Origin of the sequence: Micromonospora krabiensis, from assembly GCF_900091425.1 — a bacterium.
Lineage (GTDB): Bacteria > Actinomycetota > Actinomycetes > Mycobacteriales > Micromonosporaceae > Micromonospora > Micromonospora krabiensis.
This window is the reverse complement of sequence record NZ_LT598496.1, coordinates 4,361,620-4,383,461: the sequence shown is the minus strand read 5'-3', so window position 1 is coordinate 4,383,461 and position 21,842 is coordinate 4,361,620. Positions and strand designations below refer to the sequence as shown.

Annotated in this window: 20 protein-coding genes; 7 read left to right on the top strand and 13 right to left on the bottom strand. The window is 73.1% G+C overall.

All coding sequences use genetic code 11. The annotated features are described in order from the left end of the window. Positions 1-2: 2 nt before the first annotated feature. Positions 3-1,124 (top strand): glycosyltransferase family 9 protein, encoded by a 1,122-nt coding sequence (locus GA0070620_RS19970; protein WP_091593113.1) that lies wholly within the window; start codon positions 3-5, stop codon positions 1,122-1,124. A 34-nt stretch (positions 1,125-1,158) separates the two neighbouring features. On the opposite strand, the gene GA0070620_RS19965 is transcribed toward GA0070620_RS19970, so the two are convergent. Continuing rightward, the gene (locus GA0070620_RS19965; protein WP_091593111.1) at positions 1,159-2,037 is read right to left on the bottom strand and encodes a glycosyltransferase family 2 protein; all 879 of its coding nucleotides are present in this window, start codon (positions 2,035-2,037) and stop codon (positions 1,159-1,161) included. Then, complete coding sequence (gene rfaE2, locus GA0070620_RS19960) at positions 2,034-3,962, bottom strand: D-glycero-beta-D-manno-heptose 1-phosphate adenylyltransferase (protein WP_091593109.1); 1,929 nt, start codon at positions 3,960-3,962, stop codon at positions 2,034-2,036. The genes GA0070620_RS19965 and rfaE2 overlap by 4 nt, the downstream gene beginning before the upstream one ends. Before the next feature lie 147 nt (positions 3,963-4,109). On the opposite strand from rfaE2, the gene GA0070620_RS19955 reads away from it, so the two are divergent. The 3 genes from GA0070620_RS19955 to GA0070620_RS19945 all read left to right on the top strand — a co-directional run bounded on the left by GA0070620_RS19955 (position 4,110) and on the right by GA0070620_RS19945 (position 7,507). Next, complete coding sequence (locus GA0070620_RS19955; RefSeq protein WP_091593107.1) at positions 4,110-4,661, top strand: type 1 glutamine amidotransferase domain-containing protein; 552 nt, start codon at positions 4,110-4,112, stop codon at positions 4,659-4,661. Positions 4,662-4,764: 103 nt separating this feature from the next. Continuing rightward, entirely contained in the window at positions 4,765-6,441 is a 1,677-nt protein-coding gene (locus tag GA0070620_RS19950) for an MDR family MFS transporter (RefSeq protein WP_091593105.1), read from the top strand. Between the two features lie 154 nt (positions 6,442-6,595). Continuing rightward, positions 6,596-7,507 (top strand): COG1361 family protein, encoded by a 912-nt coding sequence (locus GA0070620_RS19945; RefSeq protein WP_091593103.1) that lies wholly within the window; start codon positions 6,596-6,598, stop codon positions 7,505-7,507. Between the two features lie 34 nt (positions 7,508-7,541). On the opposite strand, the gene GA0070620_RS19940 is transcribed toward GA0070620_RS19945, so the two are convergent. After that, entirely contained in the window at positions 7,542-8,033 is a 492-nt protein-coding gene (locus tag GA0070620_RS19940; RefSeq protein ID WP_091593101.1) for an NUDIX domain-containing protein, read from the bottom strand. Positions 8,034-8,131: 98 nt separating this feature from the next. Here GA0070620_RS19940 and GA0070620_RS19935 point away from each other — a divergent pair, with 98 nt between their 5' ends. Then, entirely contained in the window at positions 8,132-9,766 is a 1,635-nt protein-coding gene (locus tag GA0070620_RS19935) for a fatty acid--CoA ligase (protein WP_172836604.1), read from the top strand. Between the two features lie 214 nt (positions 9,767-9,980). Here GA0070620_RS19935 and GA0070620_RS19930 read toward each other — a convergent pair whose 3' ends face one another. The 8 genes from GA0070620_RS19930 to ku all read right to left on the bottom strand — a co-directional run bounded on the left by GA0070620_RS19930 (position 9,981) and on the right by ku (position 16,133). Further along, the gene (locus GA0070620_RS19930; RefSeq protein ID WP_091593096.1) at positions 9,981-10,994 is read right to left on the bottom strand and encodes an NADPH:quinone reductase; all 1,014 of its coding nucleotides are present in this window, start codon (positions 10,992-10,994) and stop codon (positions 9,981-9,983) included. A 158-nt stretch (positions 10,995-11,152) separates the two neighbouring features. Beyond that, positions 11,153-11,806 (bottom strand): HAD family hydrolase, encoded by a 654-nt coding sequence (locus GA0070620_RS19925; RefSeq protein ID WP_091593094.1) that lies wholly within the window; start codon positions 11,804-11,806, stop codon positions 11,153-11,155. A gap of 31 nt (positions 11,807-11,837) precedes the next feature. Further along, a complete protein-coding gene (locus GA0070620_RS19920) occupies positions 11,838-12,665 on the bottom strand; it encodes an SCO6745 family protein (protein ID WP_091599047.1) in 828 nt (275 codons plus the stop codon). A 175-nt stretch (positions 12,666-12,840) separates the two neighbouring features. Next, on the bottom strand, positions 12,841-13,524 hold the full coding sequence (locus GA0070620_RS19915; protein WP_091593092.1) for an FKBP-type peptidyl-prolyl cis-trans isomerase: 684 nt from the start codon (positions 13,522-13,524) through the stop codon (positions 12,841-12,843). Between the two features lie 103 nt (positions 13,525-13,627). Then, positions 13,628-14,284: a DUF4241 domain-containing protein gene (locus tag GA0070620_RS19910; RefSeq protein WP_091593090.1), complete on the bottom strand. Its 657-nt coding sequence runs from the start codon at positions 14,282-14,284 to the stop codon at positions 13,628-13,630. A 63-nt stretch (positions 14,285-14,347) separates the two neighbouring features. Then, complete coding sequence (trxA, locus tag GA0070620_RS19905; protein WP_091593087.1) at positions 14,348-14,692, bottom strand: thioredoxin; 345 nt, start codon at positions 14,690-14,692, stop codon at positions 14,348-14,350. Next, positions 14,656-15,054: a MerR family transcriptional regulator gene (locus tag GA0070620_RS19900; protein ID WP_091599044.1), complete on the bottom strand. Its 399-nt coding sequence runs from the start codon at positions 15,052-15,054 to the stop codon at positions 14,656-14,658. The genes trxA and GA0070620_RS19900 overlap by 37 nt, the downstream gene beginning before the upstream one ends. Before the next feature lie 74 nt (positions 15,055-15,128). Then, positions 15,129-16,133: a non-homologous end joining protein Ku gene (ku, locus tag GA0070620_RS19895; RefSeq protein ID WP_091593085.1), complete on the bottom strand. Its 1,005-nt coding sequence runs from the start codon at positions 16,131-16,133 to the stop codon at positions 15,129-15,131. A gap of 84 nt (positions 16,134-16,217) precedes the next feature. On the opposite strand from ku, the gene ligD (GA0070620_RS19890) reads away from it, so the two are divergent. Together ligD (GA0070620_RS19890) and ligD (GA0070620_RS19885) are read left to right on the top strand one after the other, a co-directional pair. After that, positions 16,218-17,156: a non-homologous end-joining DNA ligase gene (ligD, locus tag GA0070620_RS19890; RefSeq protein ID WP_091593083.1), complete on the top strand. Its 939-nt coding sequence runs from the start codon at positions 16,218-16,220 to the stop codon at positions 17,154-17,156. Continuing rightward, positions 17,146-18,060 (top strand): non-homologous end-joining DNA ligase, encoded by a 915-nt coding sequence (gene ligD / locus GA0070620_RS19885; protein WP_091593081.1) that lies wholly within the window; start codon positions 17,146-17,148, stop codon positions 18,058-18,060. Before ligD (GA0070620_RS19890) ends, ligD (GA0070620_RS19885) begins: the two co-directional genes overlap by 11 nt. Before the next feature lie 100 nt (positions 18,061-18,160). On the opposite strand, the gene GA0070620_RS19880 is transcribed toward ligD (GA0070620_RS19885), so the two are convergent. Together GA0070620_RS19880 and GA0070620_RS19875 are read right to left on the bottom strand one after the other, a co-directional pair. After that, positions 18,161-20,464 (bottom strand): esterase-like activity of phytase family protein, encoded by a 2,304-nt coding sequence (locus GA0070620_RS19880; RefSeq protein ID WP_231921866.1) that lies wholly within the window; start codon positions 20,462-20,464, stop codon positions 18,161-18,163. Positions 20,465-20,631: 167 nt separating this feature from the next. Continuing rightward, a complete protein-coding gene (locus GA0070620_RS19875; RefSeq protein ID WP_091593078.1) occupies positions 20,632-21,747 on the bottom strand; it encodes a hypothetical protein in 1,116 nt (371 codons plus the stop codon). Positions 21,748-21,842: the final 95 nt, after the last annotated feature.

The window sequence follows — 21,842 nt, the reverse complement described above, 5'->3', positions numbered from 1 at the left end:
GCGTGGTCGCCCCGTCCCTGCTCGGCCCGGTCGCCGAGCGCGTGCCCGACGTCGAGCGGATCGCCGTGCTGCGCGCCAACGCGTTGGGGGACTTCATCTTCGTGCTGCCGGCGCTGGACGCGCTGCGGGCCGCGTACCCCCAGGCGGAGATCGTGCTGCTCGGCGCGCCGTGGCACGCGAAGCTGTGGCGCGACCGGCCCGGCCCGGTGGACCGGGTGCTCGTGGTGCCTCCGGCGGACGGCATCCGCGCCCCGGAGCCGGACGAGACGCCCGGGTCGATGGACGACTTCCTGGCGGCGGCCCGCCGGGAACGCTTCGACGTGGCCGTGCAGGTGCACGGCGGCGGCGCCAACTCCAACCCGTTCGTCGCCGCGCTCGGCGCCCGGGTCACCGCCGGGCTGCGCGCCGAGGGGGCGCCGCCGCTGGACCGCTGGCTCCGGTACGTCTACTACCAGCACGAGGTGATGCGCTACCTGGAGGTCGCCGCGCTGCTCGGTGCGCCGGCCACCACGATCATGCCGGCGCTGACGGTCACCGACGCGGATCGGGCCGAGGCGGCCGACGTGCTGGGCCCGGAGAGCCGGCCCCGGGTCGCGCTGCACCCCGGAGCCACCGACACCCGTCGGCGTTGGCCCGCCGAACGCTTCGGCGAGGTCGCGCGCGAGCTGGTCGCCGACGGGTACGAGGTGCTGGTCACCGGCACGCCCGCCGAGCAGGAGGTGGTGGCCCGGGTGGTCGCGGCGGCGGGTGTCCCGGTCCGCCCGCAGGTCGGCACGCTCAGCCTCGGCGGCCTGGCCGGTTGCTACGCCGGAACCCGCTTGGTGATCTCCAACGACACCGGGCCGCTGCACCTCGCCGCAGCCGTCGGCGCCGCCACCGTCGGCATCTTCTGGGTCGGCAACCTCATCAACGTGGCGAACCCGCTGCGCGGCCGGCACCGCCCGATCGCCTCGTGGACCGTGCACTGCCCGGTCTGCGGGGTGGACTGCACTCCCGGCATCTACCCGCACCGGCCGGGCGACGGGGAGTGCCCGCACCGCGACTCGTTCGTCACGGACGTACCGGTGGCCGAGGTCGTGGAGGCCGCCCGGGAACTGCTCCGACCCGAGCCCGGCGCGCCCTGACCGGACGGCCACGGACCCGCCTCGATCGGGGACCTCAGGCCGGTTGGGTGGCGTCCTCGTCGGCGAGCACGACCTCCCACGCCTCCACCTCGCGGTCGGTGACCGTGGTCGGCGACTCCAGGTGGTAGGCCCCGCTGGGCAGCACACCCGCGCCGCCGTGGCGGGCGAGCACGGCGAGTTGGGCGGCGACGTCCTCGCCCTGGTGCTTCTCCTGCACCCGACGCCAGAAGTCGAAGCCGCCCGAGTCGACCAGCTTCGCCCGGTCGTACAGCACGCAGCCGCCGATCCACGACACCTTGTACGCCCGCCAGGCGCCCGGCGGCAGGGCCAGCTTCTCGGTGATGTGCAGCAGGTTCGCGGCCGGGTGGATGCGTGCCCGGTCCCACTCCGGCGTGCCCGGCCGGACCCGCTCCGGTTCGGGCCGGCCGATCCACTCCTCGTAGTGCCCGTGCGTCTCCGGCCGAACGTCGTCCAGGTAGGACAGCCCGTGTACGGCGTTGCCCACGAACCCGCAGCCCAGCTCGGTCAGGGCGGTCACCAGGCGGCGTAGCGTGCCCGGCTCCAGCCAGACGTCGTCGTCGAGGCAGAGCACGTACCGGGCGGCCGACGCGGCCAGCAGGGACGCGCGGTGCTCGGCCAGCCCACGCCGAGGCAGGTGGCGGGTGAGCAGCACCGGATGCCCGCGGTGCCGCAGCGTCCGGACCATGGTGGCGGCGGCCGGGTGGCGGAACGCCGCGTCCCCGTCGGACTGGTCGCTGACCACCACCCCGAAGCCGGGTACGCCCTCCTGGGCGGCCAGCCCGGAGAGGGTGACCGCCAGCTCGGCGGGGCGGTTGCGGGTCGGGATCAGCACGTCGACCAGCCGGTCGGCGCGGAACTGCTCCGGGGCACCCGGATCGAGCGGCCGGTTCACGACGGCTTCGTGGTCAGGTCGTTCTCCCGCTCCTGGCTGTGCGTCCGGATCCGCTCGATGATCCGCGAGGTGGACCGGTCCGGCACGTACCCGAGGGTGCGGACCTGGCCGCCCAGGCGACGGACGAGCGGGGCCTCCGGGACCATCTCCGGCGGGTAGTCGCCGCCCTTGACGTACACGTCCGGGCGGAGGGTCTCGATCAGGGCCGCCGGGGAGTCCTCCTCGAAGACCACCACGTGGTCCACACAGGAGAGCGCGGCCAGCAGCTCCGCCCGGTCCTCCACCGGGTTGACCGGGCGGTCCGGGCCCTTTAGCCGGCGGATGCTGCCGTCCGAGTTGACCGCGACCACCAGCAGGTCGCCGAGCGTACGGGCCTGCTCCAGGTAGCGCACGTGGCCCCGGTGCAGCACGTCGAAGCAGCCGTTGGTGAAGACCACCGTCCGCCCGTCGCGTCGGTGCGCGTCGACGACCGTGGCCAGCTCGTCCACCCCGATGACGGGCGGGCTGCCGCCGTCGGGCACCGGGACCTCCAAGGCGGCCAGCAGGTCCTCCCGCCGGCACACGCAGGTGCCGGTGTCGGAGACCGTGATCGTCGCGGCGAGCTGGGCGAGCTGCGCGGCGGTCGGCAGCGGCGCGTCGGCGGCCAGCGCCAGCGTCATCGCCGCCAGGTACGCGTCCCCCGCCCCGACCGCGTGGCTGGCCGGCACCGGTGTGCTGTGGCTGCGTCGGGGCTCGCCGTCCGCGCCGCCGACCACCGCGCCGTCGGTGTCCAGGGTCACCGCCACCACGTCCGCCCCGGTGTGCTCGCGCAGCTCGGCGAGGCGCGACTCGGCCAGCACGGCCCGGTCCACGCCCTCGCCGGCCTCGGCGTTCACCGTCACGCCGGTGCCGGTCACGCTCAACCCGTCGCCGGTCATCGCCACCCGGTCCTCGCCCGGGATCGGCTCGCCGGTGGGCACGAAGCGTTCCGCGGGCGCGACCGGCCCCGGTGGCGCGGTGCCGCCGTCGGGCGGAGCGACCCGATCGTGGCCGGACGCCGCGTCGTCGCCACCCGCCCGCGAGCGGCGGTCGCCTGCCTTGTCGCTGGCCGCCGCGCCGTTGGTCGGCGTCCCGTCGGTGCGGAGCGCCCGGGCGGCGCCGGGTGCGGCGCCGACGGTCAGCTCGGACGGCCCGTCGGCCGGGTCCACGTCCGGGTGGGCTAGGTGCAGCTCCGTGCCGCCGGGCCGGGGCGTGGCACCGGCGGCCCGCGCCAGCAGGCGGGTCGCCTCGGCGAAGCTCGGGGTCACCACGGTCGGGGCGAGGCCCCGCCAGTCGGCGAGGTCGTGCGCGTCGAGCGCCACCGTCGCGTACCGCTCCCGGTTGGCGACCAGCCAGGAACGCACCGGCGCGGGCAGCGCACCGAGGCCGTAGTCGCAGACCACCAGGGTCGGTGCCTCGCCACCGGCCGCGGCACGCAGCTCCTCGGTCGCACAGCTCAGCGCGGTGAGCAGGTTGTTCACCCCGTCCGGGTCGAGCGCGTCCTCCGGTTCACCGGAGTCCTCGCGGAGCAGGATCTGGTTACCGGCCAGCATCCGCCGCTTCACCGGTGTGGGTCGGCCGGGCTGGTTGACCGTACGGTCCCAGACACCCGCCCGGTCCAGGCAGTCGTGCAGTTCGTCGCCGGCCACGTCGGCGCCGACCGGGGCGACCAGCACGGCCAGCCCGCCGAGCGCGGCGACGTTCACCGCCGTGTTGGCCGCGCCGCCCGCCGCGGAGATCCGCCGGCGGAGGGTGAGGACGGGCGCGGGCGCCTCCCGACAGAGCCGGTCGGACTCCGCGAACCGCCAGTCGTCGAGCATCGCGTCGCCGATCACCAGGACCGGCCGGCCCCGCCAACTGTCCACGACCGTGGCGAGCCGGCGCTGTTCCGCTGCTGCTCCTGCCATGCCTCCCCGCATCCCCCCGGCCGTTGGGGTCAAACCTGACCGCCGTCGATGCCGGGCCGTCCCGTGGCGGCCGTCACCGGCTGCCCGGTTTCGCCCGGGGTGGTCCGGGAAGGAACCGGACGTACCCCGGAGAGGAGATGCATCGAGATGGCAGAGACGACACTTCAGGGCAAGCGGATCGCCTTCCTGGCCGCCGACGGGGTGGAGGAGGTCGAGTACGTGCAGCCCCGCGAGGCGGTGGAGAAGGCCGGCGCCAGGGTCGAGCTGGTCTCGCCGAAGCCCGGCACGATCCGCGCCTTCAACCACCTCGACCCGTCCAAGCCGTACGACGTGGACGTGACGACGGCCGAGGCGGACGCCGCGGCGTACGACGCGCTGGTGCTGCCCGGTGGCGTGGCGAATCCCGACTTCCTGCGCACCGACGCGGACGCGGTCCGCTTCGTCCGCGCGTTCTTCGACGCCGGGAAGCCGGTCGGGGTGATCTGCCACGGGCCGTGGACGTTGATCGAGGCGGACGTGGTGCGGGGTCGCCGGATCACGTCCTGGCCGAGCCTGCGCACCGACCTGACCAACGCGGGCGCGACGTGGGTCGACGAGCAGTGCGTGACCGACAACGGCCTGGTCAGCAGCCGGAAGCCGGACGACCTTCCGGCCTTCTGCGCCAAGATCGTCGAGGAGTTCGCCGAGGGCCGGCACTGAGCGGATGGGGTTGGCGGTCGGAGTCCGGCCGCCAACCTCGTGATCGACCGGGCGAGTTCCGCCGGTCGGGGCATGTTCCTCGTGCGGTGGGAAAGAGGGCGTGATGACCACGGAAGCTCACGCCGCGCCGAGGCTGAACAGCCGTCAGATCCGCCTGCTCATGATCGGTCTGATGACCGGCATGCTGCTGGCGGCCCTGGACCAGACCATCGTGGGTACGGCCCTGCCGACCATCGTCGGCGAGCTGGGCGGGATCAACCACTACTCGTGGGTGGTGACCGCGTACCTGCTGGCGTCCACCGCGTCGACGCCCCTGTACGGGAAGATGGCCGACCTGTACGGGCGCCGTCCGGTCTTCCTGTTCTCGATCGGCACGTTCCTGGTGGGTTCGCTGCTGGCCGGGTTGTCGCAGAACATGACCCAGCTGATCCTCACCCGCGGGATCCAGGGTCTGGGCGCCGGTGGCCTGATGACGCTGGCGTTCACGATCATCTCCGACGTGGTCTCACCGCGTGAACGCGGCCGCTACCAGGGCCTGTTCGGCGCGGTCTTCGGCATCTCCTCGGTGGCCGGTCCGCTGGTCGGCGGGTACTTCGCCGAGACGAACTGGCGCTGGATCTTCTACATCAACGTGCCGCTGGCGATCCTGGCGATCGTGGTCTGCTACCACGTCATGCGGCTGATCCCGTTCGAGCGGCGGGAGCACGCGATCGACTGGGTCGGCGCGGGCCTGCTGGTGGCCGGGGTGAGCTCGCTGCTGCTGGCGCTGAGCTGGGGCGGCAACGAGTACGCCTGGACGTCCGGCGTGATCCTCGGGCTCTTCGCCGCCGGTGTGGTGCTCGGCGTCCTGTTCCTGCTCCAGGAGTCCCGCGTCGCCGAGCCGATCCTGCCGCTACGGCTGTTCCGCAACCGCACGTTCTCGCTGGCCAACCTGGCCGGCTTCGTGCTCGGTCTGGTCATGTTCGGCTCGATCATCTTCATTCCGCTGTACCTGCAGATCGTGAAGGGCGCCTCGCCGACCCGCAGCGGTCTGCTGATGCTGCCGATGATGGCGGGCATCATCATCACGTCGATCCTCACCGGCCGGGCGATGAGCCGGATCGGTCGGTACAAGTGGTTCCCGGTCGCCGGCTCGGCGGTGCTGCTCGCCGGCATGTTCCTCTTCACCCGGCTGCACGTGGACAGCTCGCTCTGGACGGCGTTCGGCTACATGGTGGTGATCGGCGTCGGGCTGGGTCTCTGCATGCAGTCGCTGATCCTCGCCGTGCAGAACGCCGTCTCGGTGCGCGACCTCGGCGCCGGCACCTCGTCGGCGACGTTCTTCCGGTCGCTGGGCGGCTCGTTCGGCGTGGCGATCCTCGGCACGGTGCTCTCCGCGCGGCTCGCCACCGAACTGGGCCAGCGGCTGCCGTCGGCGATCGCCCAGCTGCCGCCGGCGCAGCAGGCCGCCGTCAACGCGAGCGGCGGCGCGAACATCTCGATCAACGACCCGGCGACCATCATGGCCCTGCCCGGGCCGGTCCGGGCCGCCATCCAGGGCGCATTCGTGGAGGGCCTGCACCAGGTGTTCCTGACCGCGGGGCTGATCGCCATCGCCGCCGTGCTGGTCACGCTCGTGATGCCGAACGCGCAGCTGCGCGGCACCGGGCCGGAGGGCGCGAAGGGCGGCGCCGACCCGCTGGGCGGCGAGGCCGCCGCGCCGGGCGGCAAGCCGCTGACCCGGGAGTCGAAGGAGGAGGCCGCCGCCGAGATGGAGGCGAAGTCCCAGACGATGATCTGACGCGCCGACCGACGATGTGACGGGGCGAGGCCGGTCAACGTCCTTTGTAGGGAGCCGCCCCCGGGCGGCTCCCGGCCGGCGTCGACGGGGGCGTCCGGCCCGTGCCGCGCCGCGGTCGACGCCGCGGCGCGGCTCCCTGCAAACAAGGGACGTCATGACCTCCGACCGCGTACTGCGTACCGGACTCACCCTCCTCACCCTCACCGCCTCGGCCGCGCTGCTGCCGGCCGCACCCGCCGCGGCTGCCCCGGCGCCCCGACCCGACCTCCGGCTCGAGCTCACCACCACCGACGCGATGATCATGGCCGACGGCGCACGGGTGCGCCTGGACGTCACCGTTGACAACATCGGTGCGGCGACCGTCGAGGACCTCACCGTGGCGGTGAAGGCGCCGGCCGGCAGCCGGATCGCCGGGGACCCCAGCTGGGCGTGCGACTACACCACCTTCGTCTGCACCCACATCTACGGCCCGGTAGCGCCCGGGGCCTCGGCCGAGCCACTCCGCATGTACCTCGTCCTGCCCACGGGCGCGGCCGGCACGGTCACCGACCTGACCGCGACCGCGTCCACCAGCGCCCGGGAGGTCACCCGGACCAACAACACGGACACGGCGACCAGCACGTACGCGTACCTGCCGGACCTGGGCCTGTTGCCGGGCCTGGACACCGGCGTCTGGCCGGAGGTCGAGGTGCCGACCACCGGCGGGGCGATCTCGCCCACCTTCACCGTCCGCAACAGCGGCAGCGGTCCTGCCGAGGATCTGCGGCTCACGGTCGAGCGGCCGGCCGGGGTGACCCTCGACGCGGCGCCGCCGACCGGCACCACCGACTGGCAGTGCGACCTGACCGGCAACCCGCTGGTCTGCACGGCGGGCTCGCTGGACGCCGGCGCGACGGCCAGCGTCACCATCCCCATGGTGGCCGCGGGCGGCGCGGCGGACGAGGCGTTCACCGTCCACGGCACCGTGACCACTTCCAGCGCCCAGTGGCGTGACGACCAGGCCGACGCCGACGTCTGGTTCCGCTACGTGCAGCAGGCGCAGGAGCCGACGGACCCGACCGTCTGACCCTCGGGACCGGCTGGTCCTCGGGTGGCCCCGGCTACTTGAGGATCAGCCGGTTCGTCTGTTCGAAGACGTCCAGGTCGGCCAGGGTCTCCGGCACCGACGTCGAGAGCGGCGCCGGCAGCCGGTCCCGGTCGAAGAACCCGGCGTCGGTGGTCTCGTCGGTCATCCGGGCCAGGGCGCCGTCCCACTCCTCGACGCGGAACGCCGTGGTGAAGATCTGGTACGTGTGGCCGTACATGTTGGTGTGGGTGCGGTCCGGGCCGGTGTAGAGGGCGAACGCGCTCACCCGCAGTGCCCGCAGCCCGGTCTCCTCGCGGACCTCACGTACCGCGCAGTCGGCGATCGACTCGCCGAGCTCCATCGCGCCCGCCGGCATCGCCCACTGGCCGTTGTCGGAGCGCCGGATCAGCAGGATGCGGCCCGCGTTGTCCCGCACCACGGCGCGGGCGCCGACGAACATCAGCGTCCGGTCCCCGGCGAGCGCGCGAAGCTGCCCGACGTACGAGTCCGCCCAGGAGATGCTCACCCGGACAATTTACGAGGCGCGGCGGGGGCCGGGCGGCTTTCCGGGGTTCCCAACATGTGACCGGCGACACTAACTTGTGACCCATGCGTAGCACGATGATGGACGCCCCCCTCCAGGTCGCCCGGATCCTCGAACACGGCGCCACCGTGCACGGCACCGCCGAGGTGGTCACGTGGACCGGCGCCGAGCCCCGCCGGATGACGTACGCCGAGGTCGGTCGGGACGCCGCCCGGCTCGCCCACGGCTTGCGCGCCGAGTGCGGCGTGACCGGCGACGAACGGGTCGCCACCTTCATGTGGAACAACAACGAGCACCTGGTGGCCTACTTCGCCGTGCCGAGCATGGGCGCGGTGCTGCACACCCTCAACCTGCGCCTCTTCCCCGACCAGGTCGCCTACATCGCCAACCACGCCGAGGACCGGGTGGTGCTGGTCGACACGACGTTGATCCCGCTGCTGGCCCGGGCCATCGGCCAGATGACCACGGTGCGGCACGTGGTGGTGGTCGGCGGCGGCGACCCGGCCCCGCTGGTGGAGGCGGCCGGTGACCGGATCACCGTGCACACGTGGGACGCGCTGCTAGCCGGTCGCCCCGACACGTACGACTGGCCGGAGGTGGACGAGCGCGACGCCGCGGCGCTCTGCTACACGTCCGGCACGACCGGCAACCCGAAGGGTGTGGCCTACTCGCACCGCTCCATCTACCTGCACTCGCTCCAGGTCTGCATGCCGGAGGGCTTCGGTCTCGCACCGACCGACCGGGAGCTGGCCATCGTGCCGATGTTCCACGCGATGTCCTGGGGGCTGCCGTTCGCCGCGTTCCTCTCCGGCGCCTCGCTGATCATGCCGGACCGGTTCCTCCAGGCCGCGCCGATCGCCGAGATGATCGCCGCCGAGCGCCCGACCCTGGCCGGCGCGGTGCCGACCATCTGGACCGACCTGCTGGCCTACCTGGACAACCACGACGTCGACACCTCGTCGCTCACGGAGGTCATCGTGGGCGGGTCCGCCTGCCCACCGGCGCTTATGCACGCGTTCGCGGACCGGCACGACATCCGGGTCATCCACGCCTGGGGCATGACGGAGATGTCCCCGCTGGGCTCGGTCTCCCGTCCGCCGGCCGGGGTGACCGGCGAGGAGGCCTGGCGCTACCGCTACACGCAGGGCCGCATCCCGGCCGGTGTCCAGGCGCGGATCGTCGGTCCGGCGGGTGAGCCGCTGCCCGCCGACGGGACGTCCGTGGGCGAGTTGGAGGTCCGCGGCCCGTGGGTGACCGCGCGGTACGTGGGTGACGGGACACCGGACGAGGAGAAGTTCCGCGACGGCTGGCTGCGCACCGGGGACGTGGGGATGTTGTCCCCGGACGGCTACATCACGCTGACTGACCGGGCGAAGGACGTCATCAAGTCCGGCGGTGAGTGGATCTCGTCGGTGGAGCTGGAGAACGCCCTGATGGGGCACCCGGCGGTGCTGGAGGCGTGCGTGGTCGGGGTGCCGGACGAGCGCTGGGACGAGCGGCCGCTGGCGACGGTGGTGGTCCGTGAGGGCGCCACGGTCACGGCGGAGGAGCTGCGCGACTTCCTGTCGACGTCGGTGGCCCGCTGGCAGTTGCCCGAGCGCTGGGCCTTCATCGACGCCGTCCCCAAGACGAGCGTCGGCAAGTTCGACAAGAAGGTCGTCCGTTCGCGGTACGCGGAGGGCGAACTGACCGTCAAGGAGCTGGCCGGCCCGTAACGTTCTTCCGCGGGTGGACGCCTGTACGGGTAGGGAAACTCCCGACAGACCTTCCTCCCCAGGGGCGGCCCCGGCGTTCGCACCGCGCCGGGGCCGCCCGTTCCATGCGGGGCGACCCGCAAAGCCATTATTGCGAGAGTTGTTCGCCTACGTCCCGATGACCGGGAAATCCCCCGCGTGGGACGCGAATCTTCGCAGCTCAGCCCCGGTGGCCTCACTGGTCGCTCGTGGTGATCAACACCCGGCCGACCGTCGAGTTCTCCACCGCCTGGTGCGCCTGCGCGGCAGCGGAGAGCGGGTGGCGGTGCAGCGGCAGCCCGGCGTCCTCGCCCACCCGGATCCCACCCTGCGCGGCCGCCGCGGCGATGTCGTGGACCGCCTGCGCCTTGGCCGCCTTCGGTGTCCGGAAGAGCATCACGAACTGCAGGCGGGCGTTCGAGAGCATCAGCGGCATGGTCGGCACGTTCATCTGGTCCCCGGCGTCGGAGGCGTAGATGGAGACCGTCCCGGCCTCGTGCATCACCTGCGCGTCGACGTCCATGTTCGTCGCCGCGGCGACCTCCACGACGGCGTGCACCCCGTCGGGCGCGATCTTGCGGACCTCCTCGACGACGTCCTGCTCCCGATAGTTGATCACGTGGGAGGCGCCGGCCGCCGCCGCGAGCTGGGCCTTTTCCGCGCTGCTCACCGTGGCGATGACGGTGGCCTCGCCCCACCGGGCGAGCTGGATCGCGGCGTTGCCGACCGCCCCCGCCCCGCCCTGGACCAGCACGGTGTGGTCGGTCAACGCGCCGGCGTGCAGCGCGTCCGGCATGAACTCGCCGGCGGTCAGACAGCGGTGCGCGGTGCGGAACGGGACACCGAGGCACGCGCCCAGGTCGAACGAGGCGTCGCCCAGGCGCACCGCCTGCCGGACCGGCACCACCGTGTACTCGGCGCTCGTGCCCCACGGCCGCTGCCAGGCGGCGTCCCAGATCCACACCCGTTCGCCGAGCAACTCCTGGTCGACGCCCTCGCCGACGGCCTCGACGACTCCCGCGCCGTCCTGGTCGGGGATCTGCCAGTCGGCCGGCATCGGGCCCTGCTGGCGAGACTTCACATCCGTCGGGTTCACCCCGGAAACCGCCATCCGCACGAGGACCTCGCCGCGACCCGGCTCCGGCACGGGCCGATCGACCAGCTGGAGCACCGACGGGTCGCCGGTGCGCTCGTACACGATCGCCTTCATGACCGTCTCCTCACTCCCGCGGCTCGGGCGGCGTGGGGCGCCGCCCGGCTGCGGTACCCGGCCCGTCCAGGCCCATGCAGGAGAGGGCGGCCCCGGATTCGGGCAGCCGGACGGACGGGCGGTAACCGGGCGATCGGGGAGGCCGGGGGACGGACGGCTCAGCCGAGCGCGGCGACGGTCTCCACGGTCAGCTCGTGGATCGACCCGAGGGTCACCGCGGCCAGCGACGCCGCGTCCGGATCCAGGGGATACGACCCGTGCGGGACCGCCACCACGCGCATCCCCGCGGCGGCCGCCGAGCGTACGCCGTTGGACGAGTCCTCCACCGCGGCGCAGCGCGCCGGGTCGACGCCCAGCCGCTCCGCCACGGTGAGGTAGACGTCCGGGGCCGGCTTGCCCCGCGCCGTCTCCTCGGTCGAGAGGGTCGCGCCGAACACGTCGGTGAGGTCCGTCGCGGCCAGCGTGGCCGCGATCAACCGCGTCGGCGACGAGCTGGCCAGCCCCAGCGGCCACCGCGCCGCCAACCGGCGCACCACCTGGTCGGCGTCGTCGATCACCGGTACGCGCGCCGCGTAGCGCCGCGCCATCTCGTCGACGACCTCCCGGGCCACCTGGTCGGCACCACGGTCGACGCCCAGCTCGTCGCTCAGGTAGCGCGCCCACTCACCCGTGCTCATCCCCATCAGCCGGCGCTGGGTGTCCGGCTGCCACGCTCCGCCGTGCGCTGCCACGTAGGCCCGCCGGACCTCCTCCCACACCGGCTCGGAGTCCACGATCACGCCGTCCAGGTCGAAGATCACCGCATCCACCACGTGCCCATCCTGCCCCACCGGGGAACGGGCGTCAGGCGCCCGGCGCGGGCAGGCCGATCGGGCTGTCCACCGGGATCACGGTGTGCGCCGCCCGGGCGATCGGGTCGAGCAGGTCGCGCAGCTGGTCGGCCCGGTCCGCCCCCAGCGCCCGCCACGGCCGCGCCGCCGCCGCGTCGGTGGCGTCCTCGATCGCCTGGAACTCCGCCCGGCCCCGCTCGGTGGGGGCGCCGTCCCGGTCGAGCCAGCCCCGGGCGCGCAGCCGGTCGCGGGCGTCGGCCCACTGGTCCTCCAGCCAGCCCCGGCCCAGCAGGTGCTGCGCCGGGATGTCGACCGCGACGCGCCAGGCGAGGGTCTCGACCGGGTCGAGATCGGCGGCGACCAGGGCGGCGATGTGCCCGTCGCCCCGGTGCTCCCGGAGCGTGGTGGCGGCCTGCCAGAGCCGGGCCAGCGGGTATTCGCCGGCGGGCAGCGCGGCGTTGGCCGCGCCGAGCACCCGCCCGGCCGTCTCGGCCGCTCCGGCGGCCGCCTCCAGCAGGTCGGCCGCCTCGACCAGGTGCTTCTCGGGCAGCTCGTAGGTCAACTCGGCCAGCGCCTGCACGGCGCCGGTGAGCCGGGCCCGCAGCGCCTCCTGCGGGGTGGCCAGCCGCCAGACCGCCGGCAGGGCCCGCGTGACCATCGGCGGCGCGAAGGTGAAGAAGGCGGCGATCACCGGGGCCGCCCCGGTCTCGCCGAGCGGGGCGGCCCGGCCGGCGAAGTAGCCCCGCCAGTAGCCGCGCAGGCCGACCGCCTCGTAGGCGGCCCGGGCCCGGGGGTGGAAGTAGGTGACGGCGTGCACGGGCTCGTAGTGCGTCCACAACATGCGGGCGGTCCGCCCGAGGCTGTCCAGTGCCGTCACGTGCACCTCCGCGTCCGCGTCGTCCGGCTCCGCCGTCCACGAACCTATCGGGGGTGTGTGACGGGTTGGAAGCCCTCTGTCGTCAACCGCACCGCCGGCAGGTGAAGGGCCCGGCCGAGCGCCGGGCCCCCACCCGGGACTACTGCGCGGCGAGCACGTCCACCACGAAGCGCAGCGGGCCGGCCGGTCGGCCGCCCGCACCGTCGTTGCCGTAGGCCAGGTCGGCCGGGATGTCGAGCTGGACCCGGCTGCCGACGGTGACGCCGACGAGCCCCTGGTCCCAACCCTTGATGACCTGGCCGACGCCGATCGGGAAGCTGGCCGGCTGGCCGCTGTTCCAGGACGCGTCGAACTCCTTGCCGTCCTTGTAGAACACGCCCACGTAGTTCGTGGTGATCGTCTGGCCGGACTTCACCGCCGGGCCGGTGCCCTTGATCAGCGGGGTGACGGTGAGCTTGGTCAGGTCACCCGTGCCCGCCTTGACCTCCGGCCGGGTGGCCAGGGCCGGGTCGGCGCCCTCCGGCAGCTGCGGGGCGGGCGGCGCGGTGGGCTGCTCGTCCAGCCCGGCGGACGCCGACGGGCTCGCGCCGGCCTGCGGGGCCGCGTCGTCGTCGTTCCCCTGGGCGACGATCACGAAGACGGTGATCAGCACGGCCACCACGGCCACGCCGGCGAGCCCGCCGATCCAGGCCTGCCGGCGGCGCTTCGCCTCGGCGGCCTTCTGTTCGGCAAGCTGGGCGGCCAGCCGCCGCTCCGACTTGGTCCGGTTCTGCGTACGCTCGCTCACGGCGTCGACTCCCTGCTGCGAAGGTGTGGCCGGCACGGGTGCCGGGGGAGAAAGTCGACGCACACGGTACCTGCCCGGACGCCCACCGTGCCCTCCCCGGATCGGTGACGATCACGTATCAGGCTGCGGAACGGGGGCGTCAGCGCGGCGCGGGGTCGTCCGGGACCACCATGAAATCGGTCACGAACGAGGTCACCCGCCCGTCGGCGGCCCGCCCGATCCAGGTCCCGTAGCAGCCGTCACCCCAGCCCGAGCTGACCGTGACGACGTTCGCGCCGGTGGTCTCGTCCAGGACCGCGGTGATCAGTCCGGGCACCGGCTCCGCCGGGATCGTGGCCGGGATGAAGACCTCCTCGACCCGCTCGTAGTCCCAGTCCTCCAGCACCCGCAGCGCCGCCACGTCTGCCAACGTGCCGGTGCCGGCGTCCACCCCGTAGCCGAAGTAGTCGTCCGCGCCCAGCCGGGCCGGGTCCTGGTCGCCGACGAGGGCCGGCTCCCAGCGGACCGTCGGTTCGTCGTCCACCACCACCAGCTCCAGTGCCGCCACCCGGCGGTCCACCTCGGCGCCGTCGGCGAGGACCACCGCCACCCAGGCGCGGGCCCGGTGCCGGCCCGGCGGCACGGTCACCGTGAATGGGTCGCTCTCCGGGCAGACGAGCGGGTCGCAGCCCACCACCTGGCCGGTCGGCAGGACGATGTCGTCCACCGCGTGCGCCTCAATGACGTACCCGCGGTGCTCGTCGGCGAAGCGCGCGCCGGGCGTCAGCAACCGGTCCAGGTCAGGGGTGTACGGCACGGGTCTCCTCCGGAGGGTGGGCGGCCGGCGGAGCGTACCCAACGGGGGCGACGGCGCGCCGGTTCACTCCTCGAGGTGGCGTTCCAGCGCCTGGCGCAGGTGGTTCTTCGGCCGCGCGCCGACCAGCGACCCGACCAGCTCGCCGTGGCGGAACACCAGCAGGGTCGGCAGCGACATGACCTGGTAGCGGCGGGTGGTGGCCGGGTTCTCGTCGGAGTCGAGCGTGGCGATGGTCAGCCGTCCGGCGAACTCCTCGGCCAACTCGGCGAGGCTGCGGGAGATGGCGTGGCAGGGCGGGCACCATTCGGCCCAGACGTCGACCACCACGGGACGGTCGGCGGCCAGCACGGTGCTGTCGAAGGAGTCGTCGGTCACGGTGACGAGGGCGGCGTGCGCAACCTCAGGCATGTTTCCTCCCGCTGTTTCCTGGCGTGGGCGAGTTGGTCCCGCAGTTCCTGCCGGACCGTGTGCAGCCGCGCGATGCCCGCGTCGACCTCGGCGAGCTTGCGGCGCAGCACCGCCACCGAGTCCGGGCACACGTGGCCGGAGGCGTTGCCGGCGCGGAGGCAGGCCACGAACGGGCGGATGTCGTCCAGCCCGAACCCGACCGCGAGCAGGGAGCGGATCTCGCGTACGACGTGCAGCTCGGCCTCGTCGTAGACGCGGTAGCCGTTCGCTGAGCGGGCCGGGCGGACCAGCCCGTGCGTCTCGTAGTAGCGCAGCGCCCGGGTGCTGGTGCCGGCGCGTTCCGCCAGCTCACCGATCAGCATCGGACCTCCCCTCGCCGGTGGCGTCGAGTCGACGCTAGACCTTGCCGCCGACGTCAAGGCAAGGCCGGGAGAGGTCAGGCGGTCTTCTTCGGGGCCGTCTTCTTGGTGGTCTTCTTCGCGGCCTCGCCGGTCTTCTTCGCGGTGGTCTTCTTGGCCGCCGCCTTCTTCGGCGCGGCCTTCTTCTCGGCGGCCTTCTTGGCCGGGGCCTTGGTCGCCTTCTTCTGCGCGGCGGCCTTCTGCGCCGAGCGGGCCGACGAGATCGGCGTGGGCTCGGCCCCGCCGCCGCGGGCCGGCTGCTCGCCGCGAGCGGCCCGGGCCCGGTCCACCGACGCCTTCAGCGCGGCCATCAGGTCCACCGCCGCCGCCGGAGCCTCCTCGACCTCCTCCGGCTGGACCACCTCCCGCCCCTCCACCTTCGCGTCGATGACCTCCTGCAACGCGGCCCGGTAGTCGTCGGTGAACGCGTCCGGCTCGAACTCGCCGGTCATCGAGTCGATCAGCGAGCTGGCCATCGCCAGCTCCGGGGGACGGACCTTCAGGTCCTCGTCCAGGAAACCGAAGTCGGGGGTACGCACCTCGTCCGGCCAGAGCATCGTGTTGAGCAGCAGCACACCCTCACGGACCCGCAGGGTGGCGAGCTGCTCCCGCTGACGCAGGGCCACCTTGACGATCGCGACCCGCTCGGAGTCGAGCAGCGCGTCCCGCAGCAGCACGTACGGCTTGGTGGCCGAGCCCTCCGGCTCCAGGAAGTACGCCTTGTTATAGAGGATCGGGTCGACCTGCTCGGCCGGGACGAACTCCAGCACGTCGATCGCGTGCGAGGTGCTCAACGGCAGCTCCGCGAAGTCCTCGTCGGTGAGGATGACCATCTCGCCGCCGCCGATGTCGTAGCCCTTGGCGATGTCGTCGTAGGTCACCTCCTCGCCACAGATCGAGCAGGTGCGCTTGTAGCGGATCCGGCCGCCGTCCTCCCGGTGGACCTGGTGGAACCGGATGTCCTTCTCCTCCGTGGCGGAGTAGAGCTTGACCGCGATCGAGACCAGCCCGAACGAGACCGCTCCCTTCCAGATGGCACGCATGCCGGCTCCTCTCCCCGGTAAAGCCCAGGATCGCAAATGATCGAAGCCTGCGCGAGGACTTCGGCGGCGAACTACAGTCAGGAGGTGCCCGGCGCACCCCTGAAGCCGATGCTCGCGATGACCGGGCAGCTCCCGGCGGGTGCCGGCTGGGCGTACGAGTTCAAGTGGGACGGGGTCCGGGCGCTCGCCGACATCTCCGGCGGCCGGCAGCAGCTGTACGCGCGCTCCGGCGTCGAGATCACCGCCGCCTACCCGGAACTGGCCACCCTGCGCACCCAGGTCGGTGACGCGCTGCTCGACGGTGAGGTGGTCCTGTTCACCGACGGGCAGCCGTCGTTCACCGCGCTGGCCGAGCGCATGCACGTCCGGGACCGGAACAAGGCGGCCCGGCTCGCGGCGGTCATGCCCGTGACGTACATGATCTTCGACCTGCTCCGGCTCGACGGTGAGAGCCTGACCGGCTGGCCGTACGAGCGTCGCCGGGAGGCCCTCGACGGCCTGGGCCTGGGCGGCGCGCGCTGGGCGGTCCCGCCCACCTTCCCTGACGGGCAGGCCACCTACCAGGCGGCCGGCGAGCACGGCCTGGAGGGGGTGATGGCGAAACGGCTCGGGTCGGTCTACCGGCCGGGCGTCCGCTCGCCGGACTGGGTGAAGGTCAAGCTGGAGATCACCGGCGACTTCGTCGTCGGCGGCTGGCGGCCGGGCGCCCGCCGGCTCGGCGGCCTGCTGGTCGGGGTGCCCCGCCCGGACGGCCGGCTCACCTTCCGGGGCCGCGTCGGTGGCGGGATCGGCGCCGCCGTCGAACGGCAGCTCCTCGCCGAGCTGGAGCCGCTGCGGGCACCGGACTCGCCGTTCGCCGGTGACGTGCCGCGCGAGGATGCCCGGGGCGCGATCTGGGTAAGGCCCCAGGTCGTGGTGGAGGTGAAGTACGGCCAGCGCACCCCCGACGGGCGGTTACGGTTCCCCCGGGTGCTCCGGCTGCGACCGGACAAGCCGCCCGAGGAGGTCGACGATGCCGGCTGACCGGCTCCGGGTGGACGTCGAGGGGCGTCCGCTGGAGGTGTCCAACCTCGACAAGGTGCTGTATCCCGCCGCCGGGTTCACCAAGGGCGAGGTGATCGACTACTACACGCGGATCGCCCCGGTGCTCCTGCCGCACCTGCGGGACCGGCCGCTGACCCGCATCCGCTTCCCCAACGGGGTGGACGGCAACTCGTTCTTCGAGAAGAACAAGCCCGCCGCGACCCCCGACTGGGTACGCACCGAGACGCTGCCCGCCCCCGGGTCGAGCAAGGGGCGGGAGACCATCGACTACGTGGTCTGCGACGACCTGCCCACTCTGGTGTGGCTGGCCAACCTGGCCGCGTTGGAGCTGCACACGCCGCAGTGGAAGGTGGGCGAGCATCCGGACATGATGGTCGTCGACCTGGACCCGGGCGCGCCCGCGGCACTCAAGCAGTGCTGCCAGGTGGCGCTGCTGATGCGCGACCGACTCGCCGAGGACGGCATCGACAGCTACCCGAAGACCTCCGGCAAGAAGGGCATGCAGCTCTGTTGCCCGGTCGACGGCTCACGCTCCTCCGACGACGTGTCCGCGTACGCCCGGCGGATCGCCCAGGAGTTGGAGCGGGCGCACCCGAAGCTGGTCGTGTCGAAGATGGCGAAGAACCTGCGCCCCGGCAAGGTGTTCATCGACTGGAGCCAGAACAACGCGGCCAAGACCACGGTGGCGCCGTACTCGCTGCGGGCCCAGCCGGTGCCGTCCGTGTCCACACCGCTGACCTGGGACGAGGTGGCGGCGGGCGCGGCCGGGAGGCGGCCGGCGACGAAGCCGTACACGGCTGGCGAGGTGTTGCGGCGGGTGGAGGCGTCGGGCGACCTGCTCGCCCCGATCCTCGACGGCGGCCCCGCGCTACCCGACGGCTGAAGTCCTCCCACGCCCCGCGATCATGCAGTTGTGGTGCCGGATCGAGGCTGGTCTGCCCTTTTCGCGAGGCACCACAACTGCATGATCGACGACGGTCGGGTCAGCCTCGGCCGAAGACCTTCCGGGCGGTGCCGAGCCGCAGGAACACCGTCTCGCCGGTGGCGTCCTGGACGGCGTCGTTGTCGGTGATGGCGTACACCTGGCCGTTGCCGGCCACGGTCAGGCCCTCCAGCTTCTCCTGCGTCCAGCCGTTCGTCTCGCGCAGCGCGGGCAACACGTCGACCGCGAGAGTCTTCGGCAGGATCCGCAGCGGGCCGGCAGTCGCGGCGGTGCTCGGCATCGGCACGGTGTAGACCCGCTTGAGGGCCGCGTTCGGGCCGTTCAGCTTGTCCCGCTCGATGACCGCGAGCCGGTCGCCGACCACGGTGATCTCGGACAGGCCGATCCAGTCGCCGGGCACGCTGGTGCTGCCCAACTGGTAGCCGTACCAGCTCCAGGTGCCCGCCTGCACGTCGTACCGGCCGAGCCGGACGACACCGGCCGGGTCGGTGGCGACCTCACGCTGCACGGCCACCCACACGATCTCCCGGCCGCTCCGGTCGGTGGTCGCGGTGACGCCCTCCAGGCCCTGCTTGGCGAGCCCGCCGGCCACGTCCGCCGGCAGCGGCACGACCTGCTTCGTCACCCCGGCCGCATCGAGGCGGACCAGCTTGTTCTCCGGGCCCTTGGCGCCCTCGACGGCCAGCCAGAAGCCGCCCTGCGGGCGGGCGAAGACGCCCTCGGCGTCGTAACCGACCGGCTGGCCGGCCGCGTCGCGGACCGGCAGGGCACCGGTGACGACTGCCGGGGTCCGCTCGGCGTCGATGGTGAGGATCCGCGTGGAGCTGTACGCGGCGTCGGTGACGCTGTACAGCTGGTCCGGCTTGCCCGGCACCGCGCTCAGCGCGCCCAGCGCACCCCACCCGATCGGCGTGCCCTGCCCGTCGTTCGCGGACACCACGGTCGGGAAGGCCGGCGTGCCCCTGCCCAGCTGGTAGAGGGAGACGGAGGCCCGGACGTTGACCGAGGCGTCGTCCTCCTCGCTGGAGATGGCGATCAGACCCCGGGACGGGATGGGCAGCAGCCCTTCCGGCCCGTTCGTGGAGGGCAGCACCTGCCGGAAGACCGGCCGGGTCGGGTTGCTGAGGTCGTACACGGCCACGAAGTTGCTGCGCTCCGAGCCGACGAAGCCGTAGCGGACCCCGTCGTACTCGGCGACGGCGACGCCCTCCGGCTCGGTGCCCTTCTTGGCGGCCCGGTCCTCGTTGTGCAGCCCGTACGTGACGGCGAGCCGCTCGAAGGTGTTGCCGGCGTCCCAGGCGACGGCGCCGGTGCGGCTGTCGAAGACCGACCAGCCACGGCTGCCGCCCCGCCAGTCGCCCTCGTTGGCCGTGGCCAGGTACCGGTCGTCGACCCAGGCCACCGCGTCCGGCTCACGCGGCACGTCGGTGATCGAGCCGGTGAGGTCGATGACCCCGTCCTTCTTGGTGTCGATCCCGCTGACCGTGGCGGTGCCGGCGCCGAACACCTTCGTGATCCGACCGGTGGGCAGGTCGACCAGGGCGATGCCGTTGTTCTCCTGGAGGGTGACCGCGAGCTGGTTGCGGCCGTTGATCGAGACGTACTCCGGCTCCGGGTCGGTCGGCTCGGTGATCCCGGCCGCGACCAGCGCGGGCAGCGCGGTGCCGTCGGCGGCGGTCAGCGGCACCGGCCGCAGCCGCCAGTTGGCCGGCGACCTGCCGGTCAGGTCGACGATCTGCACGAAGCCGGCGGGGAGCTGGGGCAGATCGCCCTCGTCGCCACCGGGCGGAGTGGCCTCCTCGTCGCGCTCGTTCTCGATGGCGATGGCCGCGTACCGCTGGTCCTTGCTAATCGCGATCGAGTCGGGCTGGCCGCCCAGGTCGAAGCTCGCGACACGCTTGCGGGTGGCCAGCTCGATGACGTCCAGCCGGCCGGACGGCTCGGTGTAGCTGCGGCTGGTGTTGACGACCACCAGCACGTACTTCCCGACCACGCTGACCGACGTCGGCTCGTCCTCGGCGTCACCGAGCTGCGCGAGCGAGAGGGTGCCGAGGCCGCGGGGCTTGTCGGCGCGGGAGATGTCGAGGAAGCCGATGCGGCGTCCCAGCGCGTCCGTGTAGATCAGGGTGCGGCCGTCGGGGGTGACGGTCGAGATCTCGGCGACGGTCGGGGACGCGGGGTCCTCACCGGCCGGCCGGTTCTGGAAGACCGGGTAGGTGGCGACCCGGTCGAAGGCGAGCGGCTTGCCCGGGTGGTGGTGCCCACCGGCCGACGCCGAGGTGGCGCCGGTCAGGCTCGCGGCCGCGACGCCGGCCGCGGTGAGCGCGGTGAGGGTTCTTCTCACTGTCAAGGACGTCCTCCGTCTGGTCGTGCCCGGTCGGAGGCTGGCACCGATGGGGGAGCGGCAGCTTGCGCGGACGTGAACGACGGGGAAAGGCCGGCAGGCTGGTCGACGGCCGCGCACGACGGTTCGCGCTCCCGGGTGGACCGGTTCACGCGCCCAGCGACGCCTCAGGGGTGACGGAGGCGGAGCACCGCGGCGGTGAGCAGCGTGACGGTGACCGCCGTGACGGTCAGGTCGCCGACCAGCGCCTCCGTGGGGCCGGCCGGGGCGTAGCTGGGGACCAGATAGGCGAAGGCGGCTGCGTTGACCAGCACCGCGGACCATGCGGCGAGGACGTGCCGCTGCCCCCAACCCCTCCGCCGCGACCAGGCCACGATCAGCGTCCCGACGACGGCGGCTGCCGTCAGCTGCACGGCCACCCGGACCCATCCGCTGAGCGGTGCGGCGCCCAGGGACGCGGCCAGCACCACCGCGGCGACCAGGACCGGCGGTGGCGCCGTGCGGTCCGGTGTCGGGGCGGGGGCGTCGAGCCGGCCGACGGTGGGATGGGCTGCCGTGAGGCGGGTGGTCGTGCCCCGACGCCACCGGGGGAGCAGGGCCACCGCGACGAGGGCGGCGATCACCAGCACCGTTCCGGCGAACTGCGCCGGTCCGAGGAGGAAGCCCTGTCGGCCCGACTCGTCGTCGGTGAAGATCATCAGGCTGCCCAGCAGCAGCAACAGCCCCACCACCAGCAACCCCCACCGGCCCAGCCAGGGTTGCCGGCGGCGGGCCGGGCCGACCAGCGACTCGACGATCGCGATCGGGGCGCAGATGGTCAGCGCGATGTGGTTGCCGACGAAGTCCACCGCCTGCTCGGCGCTGAACCCCAACCCGGGCACCCGGGTATCGGCAGCCGCCTCGCTCAGCTCCGCGTACTCGGTGTCACTGAGGAAGTCCGGGTTGAACAGCGACTGGTCGACCAGCCCCGCCATGTACCAGCCGAAGGCGGCCGCGAGCAGAATGATCGACGGCCAGCCGCCGCCGGTCCGCCGTGCGGTCTCCCGGACCAGCACCGCCGCCCCGCCGTACAGCGGGGCCAGGACGAACACGACGGCCAACGAGCCGAGCGCGGTGAACCCACCCCAGGAGCACTCGGCCGCCCAGGGTGCGAGAAGCAGGAGCGCCAGGACGGGGGCCAGCCGTCGGGCCCGGCTCATCCGCTGCGGTACGGGACTCCTCGGCGACGTGGTGGGCTCGACGGACACGGTCACCTCCTGGTCGATGCCGTGAGCGTCACGCATCCGCCTGGTCCGTGGAAACCGCCATCGGCCTACCCCGGGAGCGACCAAAGTCGAGTGCTTCGGCCATGTCGAGACGGCCGATAGGGTGGGTCCTC